17 protein-coding genes, 1 tRNA gene and 2 pseudogenes are annotated in these 15950 nt (G+C 61.0%); 12 read left to right on the top strand and 8 right to left on the bottom strand.

Going from position 1 to position 15950, the window contains the following annotated elements; translation table 11 throughout:
- Window positions 1-28 precede the first annotated feature (28 nt).
- From yidC to rpmH, 3 genes are read right to left on the bottom strand one after another with little or no spacing between them, the layout of a single operon-like run.
- The gene (gene yidC, locus HFO99_RS08105; RefSeq protein WP_222360449.1) at window positions 29-1822 is read right to left on the bottom strand and encodes a membrane protein insertase YidC; all 1794 of its coding nucleotides are present in this window, start codon (window positions 1820-1822) and stop codon (window positions 29-31) included.
- On the bottom strand, window positions 1822-2223 hold the full coding sequence (gene rnpA, locus HFO99_RS08100) for a ribonuclease P protein component (RefSeq protein ID WP_064245136.1): 402 nt from the start codon (window positions 2221-2223) through the stop codon (window positions 1822-1824). Before rnpA ends, yidC begins: the two co-directional genes overlap by 1 nt.
- A 21-nt stretch (window positions 2224-2244) precedes the next feature.
- Window positions 2245-2379 carry a 50S ribosomal protein L34 gene (gene rpmH, locus HFO99_RS08095; protein WP_003545006.1) on the bottom strand — a complete coding sequence of 45 codons (135 nt, stop codon included), beginning with the start codon at window positions 2377-2379 and terminating at the stop codon, window positions 2245-2247.
- 419 nt (window positions 2380-2798) lie between these two features.
- Here rpmH and HFO99_RS08090 point away from each other — a divergent pair, with 419 nt between their 5' ends.
- From HFO99_RS08090 to HFO99_RS08080, 3 genes are all read left to right on the top strand, one after another.
- Window positions 2799-4796, top strand: coding sequence for a methyl-accepting chemotaxis protein (locus HFO99_RS08090; RefSeq protein WP_222360447.1), 1998 nt, complete (start codon window positions 2799-2801; stop codon window positions 4794-4796).
- 157 nt (window positions 4797-4953) lie between these two features.
- Entirely contained in the window at window positions 4954-6474 is a 1521-nt protein-coding gene (locus HFO99_RS08085) for a sensor histidine kinase (RefSeq protein WP_222360445.1), read from the top strand.
- Between the two features lie 122 nt (window positions 6475-6596).
- Window positions 6597-6673: transfer RNA gene (locus tag HFO99_RS08080), tRNA-Arg, on the top strand.
- 86 nt (window positions 6674-6759) lie between these two features.
- Here HFO99_RS08080 and HFO99_RS08075 read toward each other — a convergent pair.
- Both HFO99_RS08075 and HFO99_RS08070 read right to left on the bottom strand, forming a co-directional pair.
- A complete protein-coding gene (locus HFO99_RS08075) occupies window positions 6760-7005 on the bottom strand; it encodes a DUF982 domain-containing protein (protein ID WP_012755837.1) in 246 nt (81 codons plus the stop codon).
- Window positions 7006-7180: 175 nt separating this feature from the next.
- Window positions 7181-7702 carry a hypothetical protein gene (locus HFO99_RS08070; protein WP_222332396.1) on the bottom strand — a complete coding sequence of 174 codons (522 nt, stop codon included), beginning with the start codon at window positions 7700-7702 and terminating at the stop codon, window positions 7181-7183.
- Window positions 7703-7898: 196 nt separating this feature from the next.
- Here HFO99_RS08070 and HFO99_RS08065 point away from each other — a divergent pair, with 196 nt between their 5' ends.
- Both HFO99_RS08065 and HFO99_RS08060 read left to right on the top strand, forming a co-directional pair.
- The gene (locus HFO99_RS08065; RefSeq protein WP_222360443.1) at window positions 7899-8081 is read left to right on the top strand and encodes a hypothetical protein; all 183 of its coding nucleotides are present in this window, start codon (window positions 7899-7901) and stop codon (window positions 8079-8081) included.
- 28 nt (window positions 8082-8109) lie between these two features.
- Entirely contained in the window at window positions 8110-8406 is a 297-nt protein-coding gene (locus HFO99_RS08060) for a hypothetical protein (RefSeq protein ID WP_222360441.1), read from the top strand.
- A 72-nt stretch (window positions 8407-8478) separates the two neighbouring features.
- Here the strand turns inward: HFO99_RS08060 and HFO99_RS08055 are convergent, their stop codons facing one another.
- Together HFO99_RS08055 and HFO99_RS08050 are read right to left on the bottom strand one after the other, a co-directional pair.
- Window positions 8479-9972, bottom strand: a complete 1494-nt coding sequence (locus HFO99_RS08055) for a hypothetical protein (RefSeq protein ID WP_222360439.1) — start codon at window positions 9970-9972, stop codon at window positions 8479-8481.
- Window positions 9973-10145: 173 nt separating this feature from the next.
- Window positions 10146-10568, bottom strand: coding sequence for a hypothetical protein (locus HFO99_RS08050; RefSeq protein ID WP_222332393.1), 423 nt, complete (start codon window positions 10566-10568; stop codon window positions 10146-10148).
- A gap of 249 nt (window positions 10569-10817) precedes the next feature.
- On the opposite strand from HFO99_RS08050, the pseudogene HFO99_RS08045 reads away from it, so the two are divergent.
- From HFO99_RS08045 to HFO99_RS08015, 7 genes and pseudogenes are all read left to right on the top strand, one after another.
- A pseudogene (locus HFO99_RS08045) lies at window positions 10818-11402 on the top strand (hypothetical protein); the annotation flags it as partial.
- 160 nt (window positions 11403-11562) lie between these two features.
- Complete coding sequence (locus tag HFO99_RS08040; protein ID WP_222332392.1) at window positions 11563-11883, top strand: hypothetical protein; 321 nt, start codon at window positions 11563-11565, stop codon at window positions 11881-11883.
- A 185-nt stretch (window positions 11884-12068) separates the two neighbouring features.
- On the top strand, window positions 12069-12437 hold the full coding sequence (locus tag HFO99_RS08035) for a cell surface protein (protein WP_222332391.1): 369 nt from the start codon (window positions 12069-12071) through the stop codon (window positions 12435-12437).
- A gap of 154 nt (window positions 12438-12591) precedes the next feature.
- Window positions 12592-12894 carry a hypothetical protein gene (locus HFO99_RS08030; RefSeq protein ID WP_222332390.1) on the top strand — a complete coding sequence of 101 codons (303 nt, stop codon included), beginning with the start codon at window positions 12592-12594 and terminating at the stop codon, window positions 12892-12894.
- Between the two features lie 271 nt (window positions 12895-13165).
- Window positions 13166-13837: a class I SAM-dependent methyltransferase gene (locus tag HFO99_RS08025; RefSeq protein ID WP_222360437.1), complete on the top strand. Its 672-nt coding sequence runs from the start codon at window positions 13166-13168 to the stop codon at window positions 13835-13837.
- Window positions 13838-13856: 19 nt separating this feature from the next.
- A complete protein-coding gene (locus HFO99_RS08020; RefSeq protein WP_222332388.1) occupies window positions 13857-14492 on the top strand; it encodes a TetR family transcriptional regulator in 636 nt (211 codons plus the stop codon).
- A gap of 306 nt (window positions 14493-14798) precedes the next feature.
- Window positions 14799-15695, top strand: a complete 897-nt coding sequence (locus tag HFO99_RS08015; RefSeq protein WP_222360435.1) for an aldo/keto reductase — start codon at window positions 14799-14801, stop codon at window positions 15693-15695.
- 64 nt (window positions 15696-15759) lie between these two features.
- On the opposite strand, the pseudogene HFO99_RS08010 reads toward HFO99_RS08015, so the two are convergent.
- Window positions 15760-15950: pseudogene (locus tag HFO99_RS08010) on the bottom strand (IS110 family transposase); the annotation flags it as partial.

Genomic DNA, 15950 nt, shown 5'->3' with positions numbered 1-15950 from the left:
GCCCCGCCGGAGCGGGGCTTGGCAAGCGTCATTTCGACGGCGCCGTTTTTCGTCGGAACAGACCCTTTAGATTGTCGAAGAGTTCGACCTTGACGCCGTGGCGCTTCATGATCACCGACTGCTGCACCACCGAAAGCGTGTTGTTCCAGGCCCAGTAGATGACCAGTCCGGCCGGGAAACTTGCCAGCATGAACATGAACACCAGCGGCATCCAGGTGAAGATCATCGCCTGCGTCGGATCGGGCGGCGTCGGGTTCATGCGCATCTGCAGGAACATTGTGATGCCCATGATCAGCGGCCAGACGCCGAGATGCAGAATGGTCGGCGCTTCGAAGGGCAGCAGGCCGAACAGGTTGACGATCGTCGTCGGATCGGGCGCCGAAAGGTCCTTGATCCAGCCGAAGAAGGGCGCATGCCGCATTTCGATGGTGATGTAGATCACCTTGTAGAGCGAGAAGAAGATCGGAATCTGCAATGCCACCGGCCAGCAGCCGGCGATCGGATTGATCTTCTCTTCCTTGTAGAGCTGCATCGTCGCCTGCTGCAGCCCCATGCGGTCGTCGGCGAATTTCGCCTTCAGCTCCTCCATCTTCGGCTGCATGCGCTTCATGTTCGCCATCGAAGCGTACTGCTTGCTGGCGAGCGGGAAGAACAGAGCCTTGACGACGATCGTCGTGCACAGGATCGCCACACCGAAATTGCCGAAGTAGCGGAAGAAGAAGTCCATCAGCTTGAACATCGGCTTGGTGATGAAATAGAACCAGCCCCAGTCGATCAGCCGGTCGAACTTCGGGATCGAGTAGCTGGCCTCATAACCGTCGATGACGGGCACTTCCTTGGCGCCGGCGAAGACGAGGTTCTTGAGCTCGATCGATTGGCCCGGCGCAACGGTGAAGGCATCTTCCTTGTAGTCGGCCTGATAGCGCGGCTGACCGTCGGCAAAGTGCGAGAAGCTTGCCTCATAGGGAGCACTCTGCGGTGGAATGATCGTCGCCGCCCAGTATTTGTCGGTGATGCCGAGCCAGCCACCGGTGGATTTGGCCGGCTTGACGGCTTCCTTTTCGGCGGCGGTATATTTGGTTTCGACGAGGCCGTCATCGCCGATGACGCCGATGAAGCCTTCATGCAGCACGTAGACGGAGGGCGTCGTCGGCTTGTTGTAACGCGTGACACGACCGTAGGAATTGAGCGAGGCGGCAGCCTGGCCGGCATTCGCGATCTTGTCGGCGACGGTGAACATGTAGCGTTCGTCGACGGAGATGGTGCGGGTGAAGGTCAGGCCCTTGTCATTGGTGTAGGAAAGCGTCACCGGCGTCTTTTCGGTGAGCTTGGCGCCCTCCGGAGCCGTCCAGAGCGTCGAGGGCCCGGGAACGCTGCCCGTCGCGTCGCTGCCGATATAGCCGAGTTCGGTGAAATAGCCGTCCTTGGTTTCGGCCGGGCTGAACAGCGTGATGATCGGGCTCGAGTCGTCGACGGTCTCGTGGTAGCCCTTGAGCTTCAGGTCGTCGAGGCGGGCGCCGGCAAGGTTGATCGAGCCGGAGAGGGCTGCGGTGTCGATGACGACGCGCGGCGTCTTTGCCAGCGCCTGCTCGAGCGTCGCTGTTGCGGCCGCCTGGCTGGAAGGTGCCGCACCGCTCGGCTGGGCCGGCGTCTGGCCGCCGGCTGCCGGCTGCTGCACCTGCTCGGTCTGTTGCTGCGCCTTCTGAGCTTCCTGCGTCTTGCGCTGGGCCTCGATGCGCGGATTCATATAGAGAAACTGCCAGCCGAGGACGATCAGCACCGAGAGAGCGATCGCAATGAAGTAATTGCGGTTGTTTTCCATCATACGTTCCTGGGGCGTCCGTCTCCGGAGCGCCGGTGTTTCGGCCTGGTTTCCACGCGGGATTTCAGTTCCGCGGCCAATTCCTGGAAGGACGCGTCAAGCACGTCCCTGCGCGCGACAACCACATAGTCGTGTCCGGGCTGCATTGCAAACCCCGCATGAAGCCGCACCGCCTCTTTCAGGCGGCGGCGCATGCGGTTCCGTTCGACCGCGTTGCCATGTTTTTTGGTGACTGTAAAACCGACGCGTGCCTGGCTGTCGGGTTCCTTCCGGTCGAGGACTTCGAGAAGGAAGAGGCCGCCCCGGCGTTTTTCGCCCTCGCGCGCGGCAAGAAACTGCGGGCGGCTCTTCAGCCGCCCGACAGTGTGTTTCTTCTCACTGGTCGTCAATTCGCCCGCCATCTCTTCCCGGGCAACCCGGTCTTACGCCGACAGACGATTGCGGCCCTGCGCGCGGCGGGCTGCGATGACCTTGCGGCCACCCTTCGTGGACATGCGCGCACGGAAACCGTGGCGACGCTTGCGAACAAGCTTGGATGGTTGGTAGGTACGCTTCATTTATTTTAAACACCGCGGAGTGCGGCCCTTCTTGAATTTGCATAATGCAAGGAGCGTTGTTTTTCGAACGGGCGAGCCATGAAAGGCTTGAGTGACCGAACGTGCGCGGGCTTATAAGGACGAAGCCCGTAAAAGTCAATTATGCCGGATCAATTCACTCTGCGCTGCCGGCCTCGAAAGTAATTTCGAACTTTGGTGTTAAGAAATATGGCATGCCCTGAGTGGTTGTAATTTTCGTCGCGGCAGATCGATACCCTCCGGTTTTCAGGCGCTTACGCCTGCCGGGCGCATTCGGCATGGATCACTTCCAAAGCCATAGTCGTAAATATTAGAAATCTAACTTTAATAAATTTCGCCGATATTCAACGCATCGACTGGGAATTTGCTTTCCAGGCAGTGGCGTAGCTAGGAGCATTGCATTGAAGATCCGGGGCAAAATTAATCTGCTGGTTTGCGTGATGGGCGCGGTCGCACTTCTGATCGGCGCAACGGCATTGTCCGCCATGCACGAATACAGTCGCAACCTGACGGCTTACGAGCAGGCCGCCGCCCGCGCCTATGCCGGCGAGCGGCTCAACCGTTTCGTCACGGCTGTGGTCATGGAGGCGCGCGGCATCTATGCCGCCAAAACGATCAAGGACACGCCGAACTTCGCCAAGGGCCTGATGGCCGACCTCGACGAGATCGACAAGGTCATTTCGGGCTGGGCGCCGCTCGTTCCCGAGAGCGAGAAGGCCGATTTTGCCAAGCTTGTCGCCCGCGCCGCGGAATTCCGCACCTTCCGCACGGAAACGGCCCGCCTCGGCGCGGAAGTCGGCCCCGACGCCGCCGGCCAACAAGGCAACAATGACGCCAACCGCGCCAACCGCAAGGCGTTCCAGGCGGAAATCGATGCCGTCGTCGCCACCGACAAGGCAGCACTGGAAACAGTCAATGCCGAGATCGAGAGCTTCCGCTCCTGGGTGCTGATGCTCGTGCTCAGCATCACCGGCATCGGCATCGCGGTCGGCATCGGCATGGGCTTCTATATCGGCACCAGCCATCTCAGCCGCCCGATCAAGCGCGTCACCCGTGCGATCAAGGAAGTCGCCGACGGCAATTTCGACGCCGAGGTTCCCTTTGCCGGCCGTCCGGATGAAATCGGCGAGATGGCCGCAGCGGTTGCGGTCTTCAAGGCGAACGGCCTTGCCGTCAAGCGCCTGAACGCCCAAGAGGCGGCGATGCGCGCCAAGAGCGACGACCTGCAGTCGAGCATGTCGGTCGTCGTGGCCGCGGCTGCGGCCGGCGATTTCGGCCACCGCATCAGCAAGGACTACGAGGACGATAACCTCAATCAGTTCGCCGGCAACATCAACATGCTGCTGTCGAGCGTCGATGCCGGCATCGGTGAGACCCGCCGCGTCATCGCAAGCCTTGCCGAAGGCGACCTCACCCAGACGATGAGCGGCAACTTCCAGGGCGCCTTCGCCGAGCTGCAGCAGAACGTCAACAATACCTTCGTTACCCTGCAGGCGACGATGCGCGAAGTGCGCGAGACGACGGAAGCGATGAACGGCAACACCGCCGAGCTGCGCAATGCCAGCGATGACCTGTCGAAACGCACCGAGCAGCAGGCAGCCGCCCTCGAAGAGACCTCGGCGGCCCTCGACGAGATCACCGCCGTCGTCCAGAATTCCACCGAGCGGGCGCATGAAGCGACCATCATGGTGTCCGAAGCCAAGGAGAATGCCGGCCGCTCCGGCGTCGTCGTGCGCAATGCCGTCGAAGCCATGGGCCGCATCGAGCAGGCCTCACGCGAAATCAGCCAGATCATCAACGTCATCGATGAGATCGCCTTCCAGACCAACTTGCTGGCACTGAATGCCGGTGTCGAGGCGGCACGCGCCGGCGATGCCGGAAAGGGTTTTGCGGTGGTGGCGCAGGAAGTGCGCGAACTCGCCCAGCGTTCGGCAACGGCTGCCAAGGACATCAAGGCGCTGATCACCAAATCCGGCAACGAAGTGCAGGTCGGCGTCAAGCTGGTCCAGGCGACTGGCGAGGCGCTGGCCGAAATCGGCACCCGCGTTATCGCCATCAACGACCATATCCATTCGATCGCGACGGCTGCGACCGAACAGTCGACCGGCCTCAAGGAGGTCAATACCGCCGTCAACCAGATGGACCAGGTGACACAGCAGAACGCTGCGATGGTGGAAGAGACCTCCGCCGCCACCCACAGGCTGTCGGCCGAAGCCGGTGGCCTGGTGCGCCTCATTGCCCGCTTCAAACTGTCGGATGATGCGCCGGCACCCGTGGCGCTCGTCCGCAACGAGCCTCATCGGCCGGTCGCCTCGCCCGCCCGCCGCGCGATCGCCAAGGTCGCCCGCGCCTTCGGCGGCAATGCGGCCGCAGCCGAGCAGAGCTGGGAAGAGTTCTGATCCTTCCTGATCACGCGCCTTCAAACGCCGCCTCCGGGCGGCGTTTTCTTGTGGCGACATGACGCTGCTCGCAAAGATTTGAAAGCGGAGCATCTTGGTCTAATATAGAGCTCAACGGTAAGGGCGGCCTGGGTGCAGCCGATCGGGCGAGACGAGAATGCCGATTCAAGATCAGGGCGATAATCCTTCGGCGGAAAGCCCGGCGGCCGGAGAGGCCGCAAGGGCGCCGTGCCCGTCTGCCGGCCTGTTCGGCGGCCTTTCCGGCAAGCTGCTCTGGCTCACCGTCTTCTTCATCATGCTCGCCGAAATCCTGATCTTCTTTCCCTCGGTCGCCAGCATGCGCGTGCGCTGGCTGCAAGACAGGCTGAATACGGCCGCCGCCGCCGCCATCGTCATCGATGGGCTGCAGCCGGTCGAGTTGCCACGCGCGCTGCAGAAAGAGACGCTGGAAGCGACCGGCACCAAGGCGATCGTGCTGCGCAAGGACGGCACCTCGCGGCTGCTGGCGACGACCGATATGCCGACCTCCGTCGATGAAGCCTACGATCTCACCGACGTGCCGGCGGTAACGGCGATACGCGACGCGCTCGACACGCTGGTCTTCGGCGGCAACAGGATGATCCGCGTCTATGGTCCCGTCGGCGACACCAACACCGGCGTCGAGGTGGTGATGAAGGACCGGCCGCTGCGCAGGGCGATGCTCGTCTATTCCCGCAATGTCCTGTTGTTGTCGGTGCTGATCTCGCTGTTCACGGCAACGCTGATCTTCTTTGCGATCAACCGCATCCTCATCGGCCCGATCCGCCGGCTGACCGGCAGCATGCAGCAATTCTCCTCCGATCCGGACAACCCGGCCCATATCTATATCGGTGATGGCGGCCGCGACGAACTGGCCGTCGCCGGCCGCAACCTCACCTCGATGCAGATGGAGCTGCAAAAGACGCTGAAGCAGCAGAAGAACCTTGCCGCTCTTGGACTTGCCGTCTCCAAGATCAATCACGACATGCGCAATATCCTGGCCTCCGCGCAGCTGATGTCGGACCGGCTGGTCGATGTCGATGATCCGATGGTCAAGAGCTTCGCTCCGAAGCTGCTGCGCACCATCGACCGCGCCGTCGGTTATACCACCGAGGTTCTGTCCTACGGCAAGGCGAGCGAATCCGCGCCGCGCCGCCGCCATATCCGCCTTTTGGAACTGACCCAGGACGTCAAGGACATGCTGGCGATCGATCCGCAGAGCGGCATCGAATTCGCAGAGCAGATCGGCGCCGATCTCAAGGTCGATGCCGATGGCGAACAGCTTTTCCGCGTCATCCACAATCTCTGCCGCAACGCGCTGCAGGCGCTGACCTCGCCGGGCGAGGGCGGCCCGGGCTCCGTCAGGCGCATCACCGTTTCCGCCCAGCGTGTCGGCAGCGTCGTCAGCATCACCGTGGATGATACCGGTCCCGGCATGCCGCTGAAGGCGCGCCAGAACCTCTTTGCCGCCTTCCGCGGCTCGGCCCGTTCCGGCGGCACCGGCCTCGGCCTCACCATCGCCCGCGAGCTGGTACTTGCCCATGGCGGCACGATTGCGCTGGTGGAAAAACCGACGGTCGGCACGCAGTTCCGCATCGAGATCCCCGATCGCCCGGTTTCGCTGGAGGATTACCGCAGCCGGACGCATATCGAGAAGTGACGTGATTTCCGAAGGCGCGGCTGCTGGCAGACAAAGACGCGATTTTTTCAGAAATGCTCTTGCATTGTCCCGAAGGACGTTTTAGAGGATCGCCACGCAAGCGGCACCGCCGCATTTTGCACGCACCCGTAGCTCAGCTGGATAGAGCACCAGACTACGAATCTGGGGGTCAGGAGTTCGAATCTCTTCGGGTGCGCCATTCTTCCCTATTAGTTAGCCCAGAGCCGCAGGCTCACAGTATGACCGGGCACGCACGGGCGGCATCATTGCCAGAGCCCCCCGGCCTCATTCCTTGATCGGGATTCCGGCTTCGATCGCAGCGTCGATGAACGCCTGCCGCGCCTCTTCCCGGTTTCGTTTGCCCGACATGACATCGGCGCAAACCGCACAGGCTCTATCCAAGGCGGGACCCTCTTCGGTCGGCCAGTCTTCGACCAGCGCCCATGTCGCGGCCTGGGTCGTCTGGATCACCACCCACTGATCCGGGCCTTCAAGGGCGAGTGTTACCGGCTTCTTCCAAATGGTTTGCATGATCTCAGAACCTCCGCTGCGTGCTCTCCGCCGCTGCAGCCTGCACACATAGGGCGATTCATCCAGCATGGCGAGTGCGGTATGAACCAGATGCTTTTCTCGATCAGTGAACTGCAGGGATGTGCCTTTCGAAAAGGGTTTCGGGCCGCCGTTTTGCGCACTGATGCGACGCCTCTTAGAACTCCTGAACGAATTCACACGCCAGCAAGGTTTTGCCTGGCAGGGCGTTGCCTTGGCGGGCAACGATGGAGACCTTTCCGGGGCCGGCCATTCCGGGTTCCGGCTGCAGATCTGCCGGCAGCTCGCGCGAATAGCCCTTGGTGGATGTGCCGAGCAGCTCCGAGGTCTCCCGCTTCAAACCGTATTTTGCGGCCAGATCGTCAGCGCGCTCGCCTTCGACCAAAATTCCAACCGCGTTGCTTGCAAAGAAAACCTCGGTCGATTTAAAGCCGTCGCGGCTGATCTGGTGCGGGAGTTTGTAGATCGCCGCGCCCAAGGATGACGTGTCCGGCTTCGCCAGAGCTTCCACGACGTCATAGATCTTCATTGCCGATGTCATCGTATAGGGTGGCTTGCAAAGGGCTGCGTCAAAGAACTTGTCGTTGGCCGAATCGGCCAGAACCTGCCCGGCCTGAAATGCCGCAAATGCGATGCACGCGGAGAAGGCGGCGTAGCGAATGAATTTGGCGTTGTGCATGAAACATTCCCGAGAAAGTGGCTGTCGTGGCTTTGCGTGTTGCGAATGCCTAGGGGATTCGAAGTAATTATGCTACCCAAAGTTTAATCTCTAGACGCCACTCTTCTATTCCGTCTGGCCGTGCTGGTAAGTAGGATGAGTGGCATCTGACGCGGAGACAGAGATATCGCAGCGCCGATCCGAAGGCAGGAAAGTCGTGATCGCAGCCTATATCGATGAAATCATCATGTTTTGCGCCGGCCTCTGGATGGCGTCCGTCGGCTTTGGTTATCTGCCGTTTCCCGGCAATCCGGCCAACCGGCCGCCGGTGGTTCACCACTTCAAGTGGATGGGTCCCTTGCTGCTTGCGATCGCCATCGTTCTTGCCGCCGCCTCTTAGAGCCGCGTGCTCATGCTGGAGTGAAGCAATGACCAATATGCTGGCCTGCACCTCGTGTGGATTGGACAAAACAGAATCGATCGTCCATGGCGGTTCCTACATTCTCCGATGCGCCGCCTGCGGCGAAACGATTGTCGCCACATCATTTATGGCGATGCTCGACTCGGATCACCTGTGTTCGGCCTTCATCGATCTAGGTCCCGGAAAACACCCATCGCCAGAGACGCTCGTCGCGCGTGGACCGCTCCGGCAGATCGCAACGGCAATCAGCGCTGCGGCGAGTGACGGAACTCTGATACGTCTGATCTCCGAAGTGAGAGATTGAAGTCCTCCTTAGCGTTGGCTTAGCCGTTTCACTTTGCGGCTGCGATAGAGCCGGCAGCTGGGAGGGGCGCCCTCATGGGCGTAACCGGACGAGAATCTTGGCTTCGGGGAGGGTCAACTGTTCCGCCATGTCTTGCAATAGCTTCGAGTCCGGTTCGCTTATCACAATATGGCCGCCCGTGATCGGCGTCAGGATCCGGGGTTCGATGACAATCTTGTCGTTGATCAGCACCTGCGTTATTTCTCCCACCGCCGCCTGCGTAAAATCCTGAAATTTTGCAGCGCTTGCGGGTGTGAGCATGATATCCAACTCAGATCCAAAAGATGTGGGGGCCGAAACCACCTCCGCACTCTTCACCTCAAGCGAGACAGGCGCGATCGCCTTCGGTCCGTCATTGTCTGCAGCAACGGTCGTATCCTGCGATGCCGTCGGTGGCGCAGGCGGTGTCGAAAGCTCATCCAGGATGCCCGGCCCGGCCTTGGCCGACGGCAGCGGCTCGATATGCAAATCGGGCGTCTGCAACTCTTTTGCCGTCAGCACGGCGGGGAGCGGCAAGCTGGCCGGCATATCCTCGCGTTGGATGTGGGTGTAGGTGCGCAACGTCGTCCCTCCTGTCGTAGCGGTCACGATCTCCGACGCTTCGAGCGTCGAACCATCGTTCAGGGACACCACGAGCTCGACGCTTCGGCTCTTGCTGGCGCGTTTGACGGAAGCTAGTTGATCGGCCGTGAGGTTCTTTGCCCGCTCGGCAAAGCCCGTCATCAAATTTGCGATCGCCTGCTGCTGCGACTGGCTGAACGCTGCGGCGTCGGCTTCCTCCGACAGCGAAAGGGTTGCCGTGCGTGCGGTTGCGTCGGTGGATTCCAGGGTCCAGGTCGATGTCACCGGAACACCGACGCCGCCATAATCTTCGTCCCGCGAGGTCGCCGAGGTCTGACCAATCTCCATAGTCTCTGCCTGATAGGATTGCCCTGTGGCAAGCAGTTGCGCCTCCGGCACCAAGGCGGCAACAATCTGAAGAGGGTTTGCCTCCAGCTTAGCGATGATGTCATAGACCCCGCTTTGTCGCGCCGCGGAGGCGCCAGCCGCGGGAACTCCACCCGGTCCATTGGCCGCCACCTCCCGCATGTGCGCCACGATCTGATCGACACCGGAGAGATCGCGCGGGTTGCCGTTCAGGTCGGTTTCGAGTTCGAGCGCAGCGGTGCCATAGGCCGTGAGGGAATTCCGATAGAGCAGGTTCATCTGATAGCTGTCGGAAGGGCCGGTAATGCCTTCCGGCAAATCGGCGCTGAGGGACCAGCGGACCCGCATGCCGTCTTCATCCCGCGACAGGACCGTCATACGCTGGCGAAACGCGCCGCGCACCGTCATGGCCGAGGCGCCTGGCTTGTCGAACCAGAACGACATATCGGTCTCGTTCGCTTTTTGAACGCGGTAGCTGCGCTCGACGCCCGGCGCCGGCGCATAGCCCGGGATCGTGACGCCGCCGGCGGACCATGCCGGAGTGGAGAGTGTGAGGCACAGGCAAAACCAGACAAATCTCTTCCAGTGCAGTGATGTCATGCGGGCAGGGCCTCTGAACATTGAAGGTTGTGGGGCGCCTTCCGGCTGCCGGTCGCGAGCATATTTGCTAATGAAGATGGGTAGTGCCGACGCTGCAATAATCGTTTTGCGCGAAACTCCTTCAGGTTTTCAAGATTGAGATCGGGAGATCAAGCCTCAGCTTCTTTCTTCGGCTAAAGTCTCTCTCCCCCTTCGGATTCTCTTTTCCACGACGCGCCGTTGCAAATGAGGTAGGAGCATTCGTCCTTATTGCCCTCGTCCCATCCCGGCCAGCAGATCACGACGCGATGGAATTTGGAGTTGCAAAGCCCGTGGTTTGCCAGCGCACGCGGATCATTCAAGAAATACGGGCTTATGGTTTTGTCGCGGGTCCATTCAGGCACCGCCTTCCAATCAGCGGCGCCACCCTCGTCGCTCAAGGGGGCGACCTGGCAGGACTTCCAGTTGGACAGCACGATGGTCTGATCGCAGGGAAAGGCTTGGACGGCGCTTGCCAGTAAGATCGAAAACAATGCCGGCAATCGCCGGACACAAACGACCACGTTCTTCTCCCCCATACCGCTTATTCGCATCGCGCTTCTACCCCCGAGATTCATTGCAGCGATCCTAGCAGAAGGGACTGGATAATAGAAGATCGCAACTAAGAATATTTTCCTAGTTCATGGATCGTTCTTGCGCTAGGTTGCCGCAATTGCAACCACGGACTGTTAGATGTTGAGCAAATTTTTTCTCAGAGATGAGGTGATGGCGCGGAGCTCTGGCCGTCACGCGCTGCGTGAACCGAGTTCCCGCAACAGGCTCCGGAGGGCGGGCGGATACCGATCGACAACACGGGCGAGGGGCTGATGGCGGAATTCAACCCTCGCGACAAAAGCCGAACCAGTCAGGGAAAGACGCGGGCGATGGTGCGCAAGCATACCGCTCCGCCGGGCGCGGCAGATGACGGCAGTCTTCGCTGGCAATGGTTCACCATTCAGTTGCTGGAATCTGCGGCCTTCACGACATTGAGTGCGAACGCCTGCCGCGCCTCCTTCCGCATCGTCATCGAGCACACGTCGCACGCCGCCTTGGAAAACGGCAAGCTGATCGTTACCCATTCTCAGTTCGTGTCCTACGGCGTGACCGGCGAATATGTGGCCGATGCGATCGACGAGCTCGAATATAAGGGGCTGATAAAAGTACGCCGCGGCCGGGCGGGCAGCGGTGTCGCGCATCCCAACCGGTTCACGCTGATTTTTGTCGGTGACCATGAAGGGGCGCCACCCACCGACGAGTGGAAGCGATGCACGGCGGAAAGATGCCGAAAATGGTCCGAGACCGACCGCAAGCTTGCCGCCGACAAACGCGGTCGCGTCGGCAGGAAGAAAAAAACCTCACTTCGGAATCCCGAAATCCCCCCGCTTCGGGATTCCGAAGTGCAATATAGATCTTGGTGGGCTGTCCCTAGCGAAGACACTTCGCCACGATCAGGAACTCCGTCTCCCGTCCCCAGCCGAAATTGGCGGGCAAGCCGTCTGCCTAGTTTCGCGCAACCTTCCTGATGTATCCGCAGGTCTGACGATCTTTGAGGCGCTTCAGCCGGAGGAATGCATGACGGTGCGAATTTTTCGGGCTCTGGCCGCCCTGGCGATGATGACAGCGCTTGCCGGCTGCATCGACCATGCCAATGATCCCGTGCTCCTGGCGGTCGGCGTGCCTGTCAATCCGCCCGCTGTCGCGCACGGTCTTTGCATGGCCGACGGCAACGCCATGTATGACGAGTCGAGGAAGCAGTATCAGCTGCGCGCCCAGCTGACCGGATATGCCGGGGCCGATGAGCTGGAGGCCGAAACGATAGCGAGCGCCGCCGCCCATCGCCAATATGTCGCCTGCCTCTCCGGCCAGGGTTACCGGACATTATACGCGAATTGAGAACAGAGAATTCAAGTTTCCTCACAAGCGCCGTTTGAGCCCTCTTCCTGATCGCAGCTTTTCACGATTTTGGCCGATTCAGTCACGCCGGATCGCCTGCAATCACGATTGTTGGCGTGCGACAACGGAACTCTGCGCGCCAAGAAAGCATTTTCCTTACGTAGATCCAGTAACGAGGGTTTATCATGAAAATGCTCAGTCTTGCCCCATCCACCGTCGCGCTTGGTCTCCTTCTTGGCCTCGCGCCGATCGTTTCCGCGCGGGCGGCGACCGTACAGACCGTTCCGACACGGATCTTCTCGGACGTGAAAATGGTGCAAAATAAAGAACATGCCGGTACATGGCGTGGCTATCAAGGCTTTCGCACGGAGCGTCCCGGCACCCGCCGCCATTCCGATGGCTACTGGTATCCGCTTGCCGCCTTCGGCGCCGAGGCCGGCACCACGGGCTCCGTCCGCCAGCCGGTGAACAGGCCGGCACGCCCGGGAATGTGCAACCCCAAGTTTTCCGGATCGATCGGTCCTGGCAGCATGCCGTGTGATAACGGCTATTGAGCCGGCAAATGAAGCAGGCGGCGACGAGCCGCCTCTTTCTCGATCGGGCCGCCGCTCACATGTCCGTGACCTCTTATTTGACACCGTGGTATGTGACAGATCGCCTTCCTAACTCCGGGGCGTAAATTCCCAGGATCTTCCCAAGGAGACGATGATGACCACGACTTTCAAGAACGGCCTGATGGCCGCTGCCTTCGGCGCCATCCTCGGCCTCTCGGCCTTCTCGGCCACGGCAGCTCCCCTCCAGTCGAGCGCGACAGAGCAGGGTGCAGCCACGCGCCCGGTTGTGAGCCAAGAAACCAGGGTTGAGCACGACAGGCGCACGACCGGTTCGTTCGGCGAGCGCGCCTCGGAAACCACAGGCTCGACACATTATATGATGAACCCGAAGAAGTCGCTCAACATGGATTGCAAGCTCGGCTTCAAGCCGACCAGCAGCTCCAGCTGCAATTACTGACGAGGCGCTCGGCCGTTCGCCATCGCGCGGCCCCTCTGAGCTGAAGGGCGGCCTCCGGGCCGCCCTCAGTTTGTTGGCAGACCTCGCTCTTCCCTCGGCGATGTTGCATCGAATGCAAAAATGCAATAAGTACAGAATCGCGCAAACTGTTGAGGGTGGTGTTGCGAAAAGCCGCAGCCAGGAGCGATTGACGCGTCTGCCTTGGAATTGCCATGCTCGCCGCGATGGTCGCATTTCGTAATCAATCGAATTTCAGACAGGTGGGATAATCATGACTGCAAAGTCCGCACGCGCCGATTTCCTGCATTTTTTCCGCTCATGGATCAGCAATCCGCTTCGGGTCGCCGCGATCGCGCCGTCGGGGGATTCGCTTGCCAAGATCATGACCAGTGAAATTGCCGCACTCGACGGTCCGATCATCGAGCTCGGCCCGGGAACCGGCGTCTTTACCCGGGCGCTGCTGGCGCGCGGGGTCAGCGAGACGGATCTGACCCTGATCGAGTACGGCCCGGAGTTCATCAATTCGCTGCAGGCGCGTTTCCCCACGGCGCGCGTGTTGCAGATGGATGCCGCCCATCTGGCCCATGCCGATATTTTCGAGGGCGAACCGGTTGGTGCGGTTGTCAGCGGCCTGCCGCTGCTCTCCATGCCGCCCCGCAAGATCGCCTCGATCATGGCTGGCGCCTTTGCCTATATGCGGCCGGGCGGGGCCGTTTATCAGTTTACCTATGGTCCGCGCTGCCCGGTGCCGCGGCCGATCCTCGACCGTCTCGGCCTGAAGGCGGTGCGCATCGGCGGCACGGTGCGCAACCTGCCGCCGGCGTCTGTCTACAGGATTTCGCGCAGCAAACCGCTGGAACTGTCGCGCGAGCGCATCAGCTATCGCGAGAGCGAGACTGAAATCGACGATGTCGCCGCCTTTTCCAACGAAACCGGCGGCTGAACGATGATGCCGGGCCGGAATGGCTGAGAACAAGCGGACGGAGACGACCGAGGGCAGGCGGGAACGCAAGCGGCGGCAGACGCGCGAGCGCATCGAGCAGGCGGCCATGACCCTCTTTCTGCAGCGCGGCTTCGAGGCCACGACGATCGAGGACATCACCGAGGCGGCCGATGTCTCCAAACGCAGTTTCTTCGATTATTTCCCCTCCAAGGAAGAGGTGGTTTCCGCCTGGCAGGATGCCTTCGCCGATCGCCTGATGGCGGCGGTCGCAGCAAGGCCGGCGGCAGAATCCTCGGTCGCGGCGGTCGAGGCGGCGATCACCGCAACCGTCATCGCCTCCGTCGACGAGCCTGGCCTGGCGCTTGGCGAACTCATCCATCGCACGTCGGCGCTGAAGGCCCGCGACCAGCTGAAATACGCCAGGCTCGAACAGAAGCTCGCCGAGGCGTTGCTGCTGCGCAAGGGAAATGATCCAGAGAAGCGGTCGCGCATGCGTCTCCTTGCGGCGATCGTCATCGGCGCGCTGCGCGTCGGCGGCGAACTCTGGCAGCAGCGCCCGCCGGGCGCCTCGCTTGAGGATTTCGCCCGGGAGATTTTCGCCGACCTCTGGAAGATGCTGGCGGAATTCGGCGACGAGGCAAAGACCAGGCTGTGACGCAGGCCGCCTGAGGATCAATGCGCTCTCCCGAGGCGTCGGTTCGATGTCGATGTTTCCGCTCATCCCTGTCATCAGGGCCCTTTCATCGGAACTGGGCCGTCCTATATGTGCAAGCGTCGCAGCGGCCACATTCTGCTGATCCCCGCGATAGGCGGACCTTCACCATGCCGGGCATCGCTTTCGATCAGGGCAGACATTCGCGCTCGAAGGCATCTCCGAAAGCCTCGGCATCCGTGCCGCGGCTGTTGACCCGCCTCCGACCGTTCCACAGATTTCAATGATTGATTGATAAGAGGAAAGACCATGTCCAATCACAACGCAGCCCAACACAACGCAGCAAAGTCAGGCACCTTCAAGATCGGCGGCGATATCGAGATCAATCGTCTCGGTTTCGGCGCCATGCGCGTCACCGGCAAGGGCATCTGGGGCGAGCCTTCCGATCATGCCGAATCCATCCGTACGCTGAAGCGTCTGCCGGAACTCGGCGTCGACTTCATCGATACGGCCGATTCCTACGGCCCCGATGTCTCCGAATGGCTGATCAAGGAAGCGCTGCATCCCTATGGCGGCAAGTCGGTCATCGCCACCAAGGGCGGCCTGACCCGCCACGGTCCCGATATCTGGCTGCCTGTCGGACGTCCGGAATATCTGATCCAGCAAGTGCATAAGAGCCTGCGCAATCTCGGTGTCGAGCGGATCGATCTCTGGCAGCTGCATAGGATCGACCCGAAGGTGCCGGCCAAGGAGCAATTCGATGCGATCAAATCGCTGCTCGATAGCGGCCTCATCCGCCATGCAGGTCTGAGCGAAGTGTCCGTTGCCGACATCGAGGCGGCCTCGAAGCATTTCAAGGTCGCGACCGTCCAGAACCGCTACAATCTCGTCGACCGCACCAGCGAGGACGTGCTCGATTATTGCGCCAAGCACAATATCGGCTTCATCCCGTGGTATCCGCTCGCCGCCGGTGACCTCGCCAAGCCAGGCTCACTGCTCGATACGATCGCCAAGAAGCACAATGCAGCACCCAGCCAGATCGCGCTCGCCTGGGTGCTGAAGCGCAGCCCGGTCATGCTGCCGATCCCCGGCACCTCCAAGGTCAAGCATCTCGAGGAAAATGTCGCAGCCGTCGACATCACCCTCTCGAACGAGGAATTCTCCGCCCTCGACGGCGAAGGCAGGAAGGTCTTCAGGGCTGCTTGACGAGGTGAGGAACGGAAGGTCGCGGCTTGGCTCCCTCTTCTCCCCAGCGGGGAGCAACCATGTTTCAATTTTGCCGGTACTGTGGCGTCCATTCGGTCTTTCGGATGAGGATGGCGTTGGCGAGAATGATGAGTTTTCGGGCGACGGCTATGACGGCGCACAGGTGTTGCTTCCCGTTGCTGCGCAAGCGCGCATAGAAGGAGGCCAGATCCGGATTGTGCCGGGTTGCCGTGAAGGCGCACATGAACAGGCTCT

The sequence above is a fragment of the Rhizobium leguminosarum genome (assembly GCF_019798305.1).
Classification (GTDB): domain Bacteria; phylum Pseudomonadota; class Alphaproteobacteria; order Rhizobiales; family Rhizobiaceae; genus Rhizobium; species Rhizobium leguminosarum_U.
This window is presented reverse-complemented; position numbering and strand designations above follow the sequence as displayed.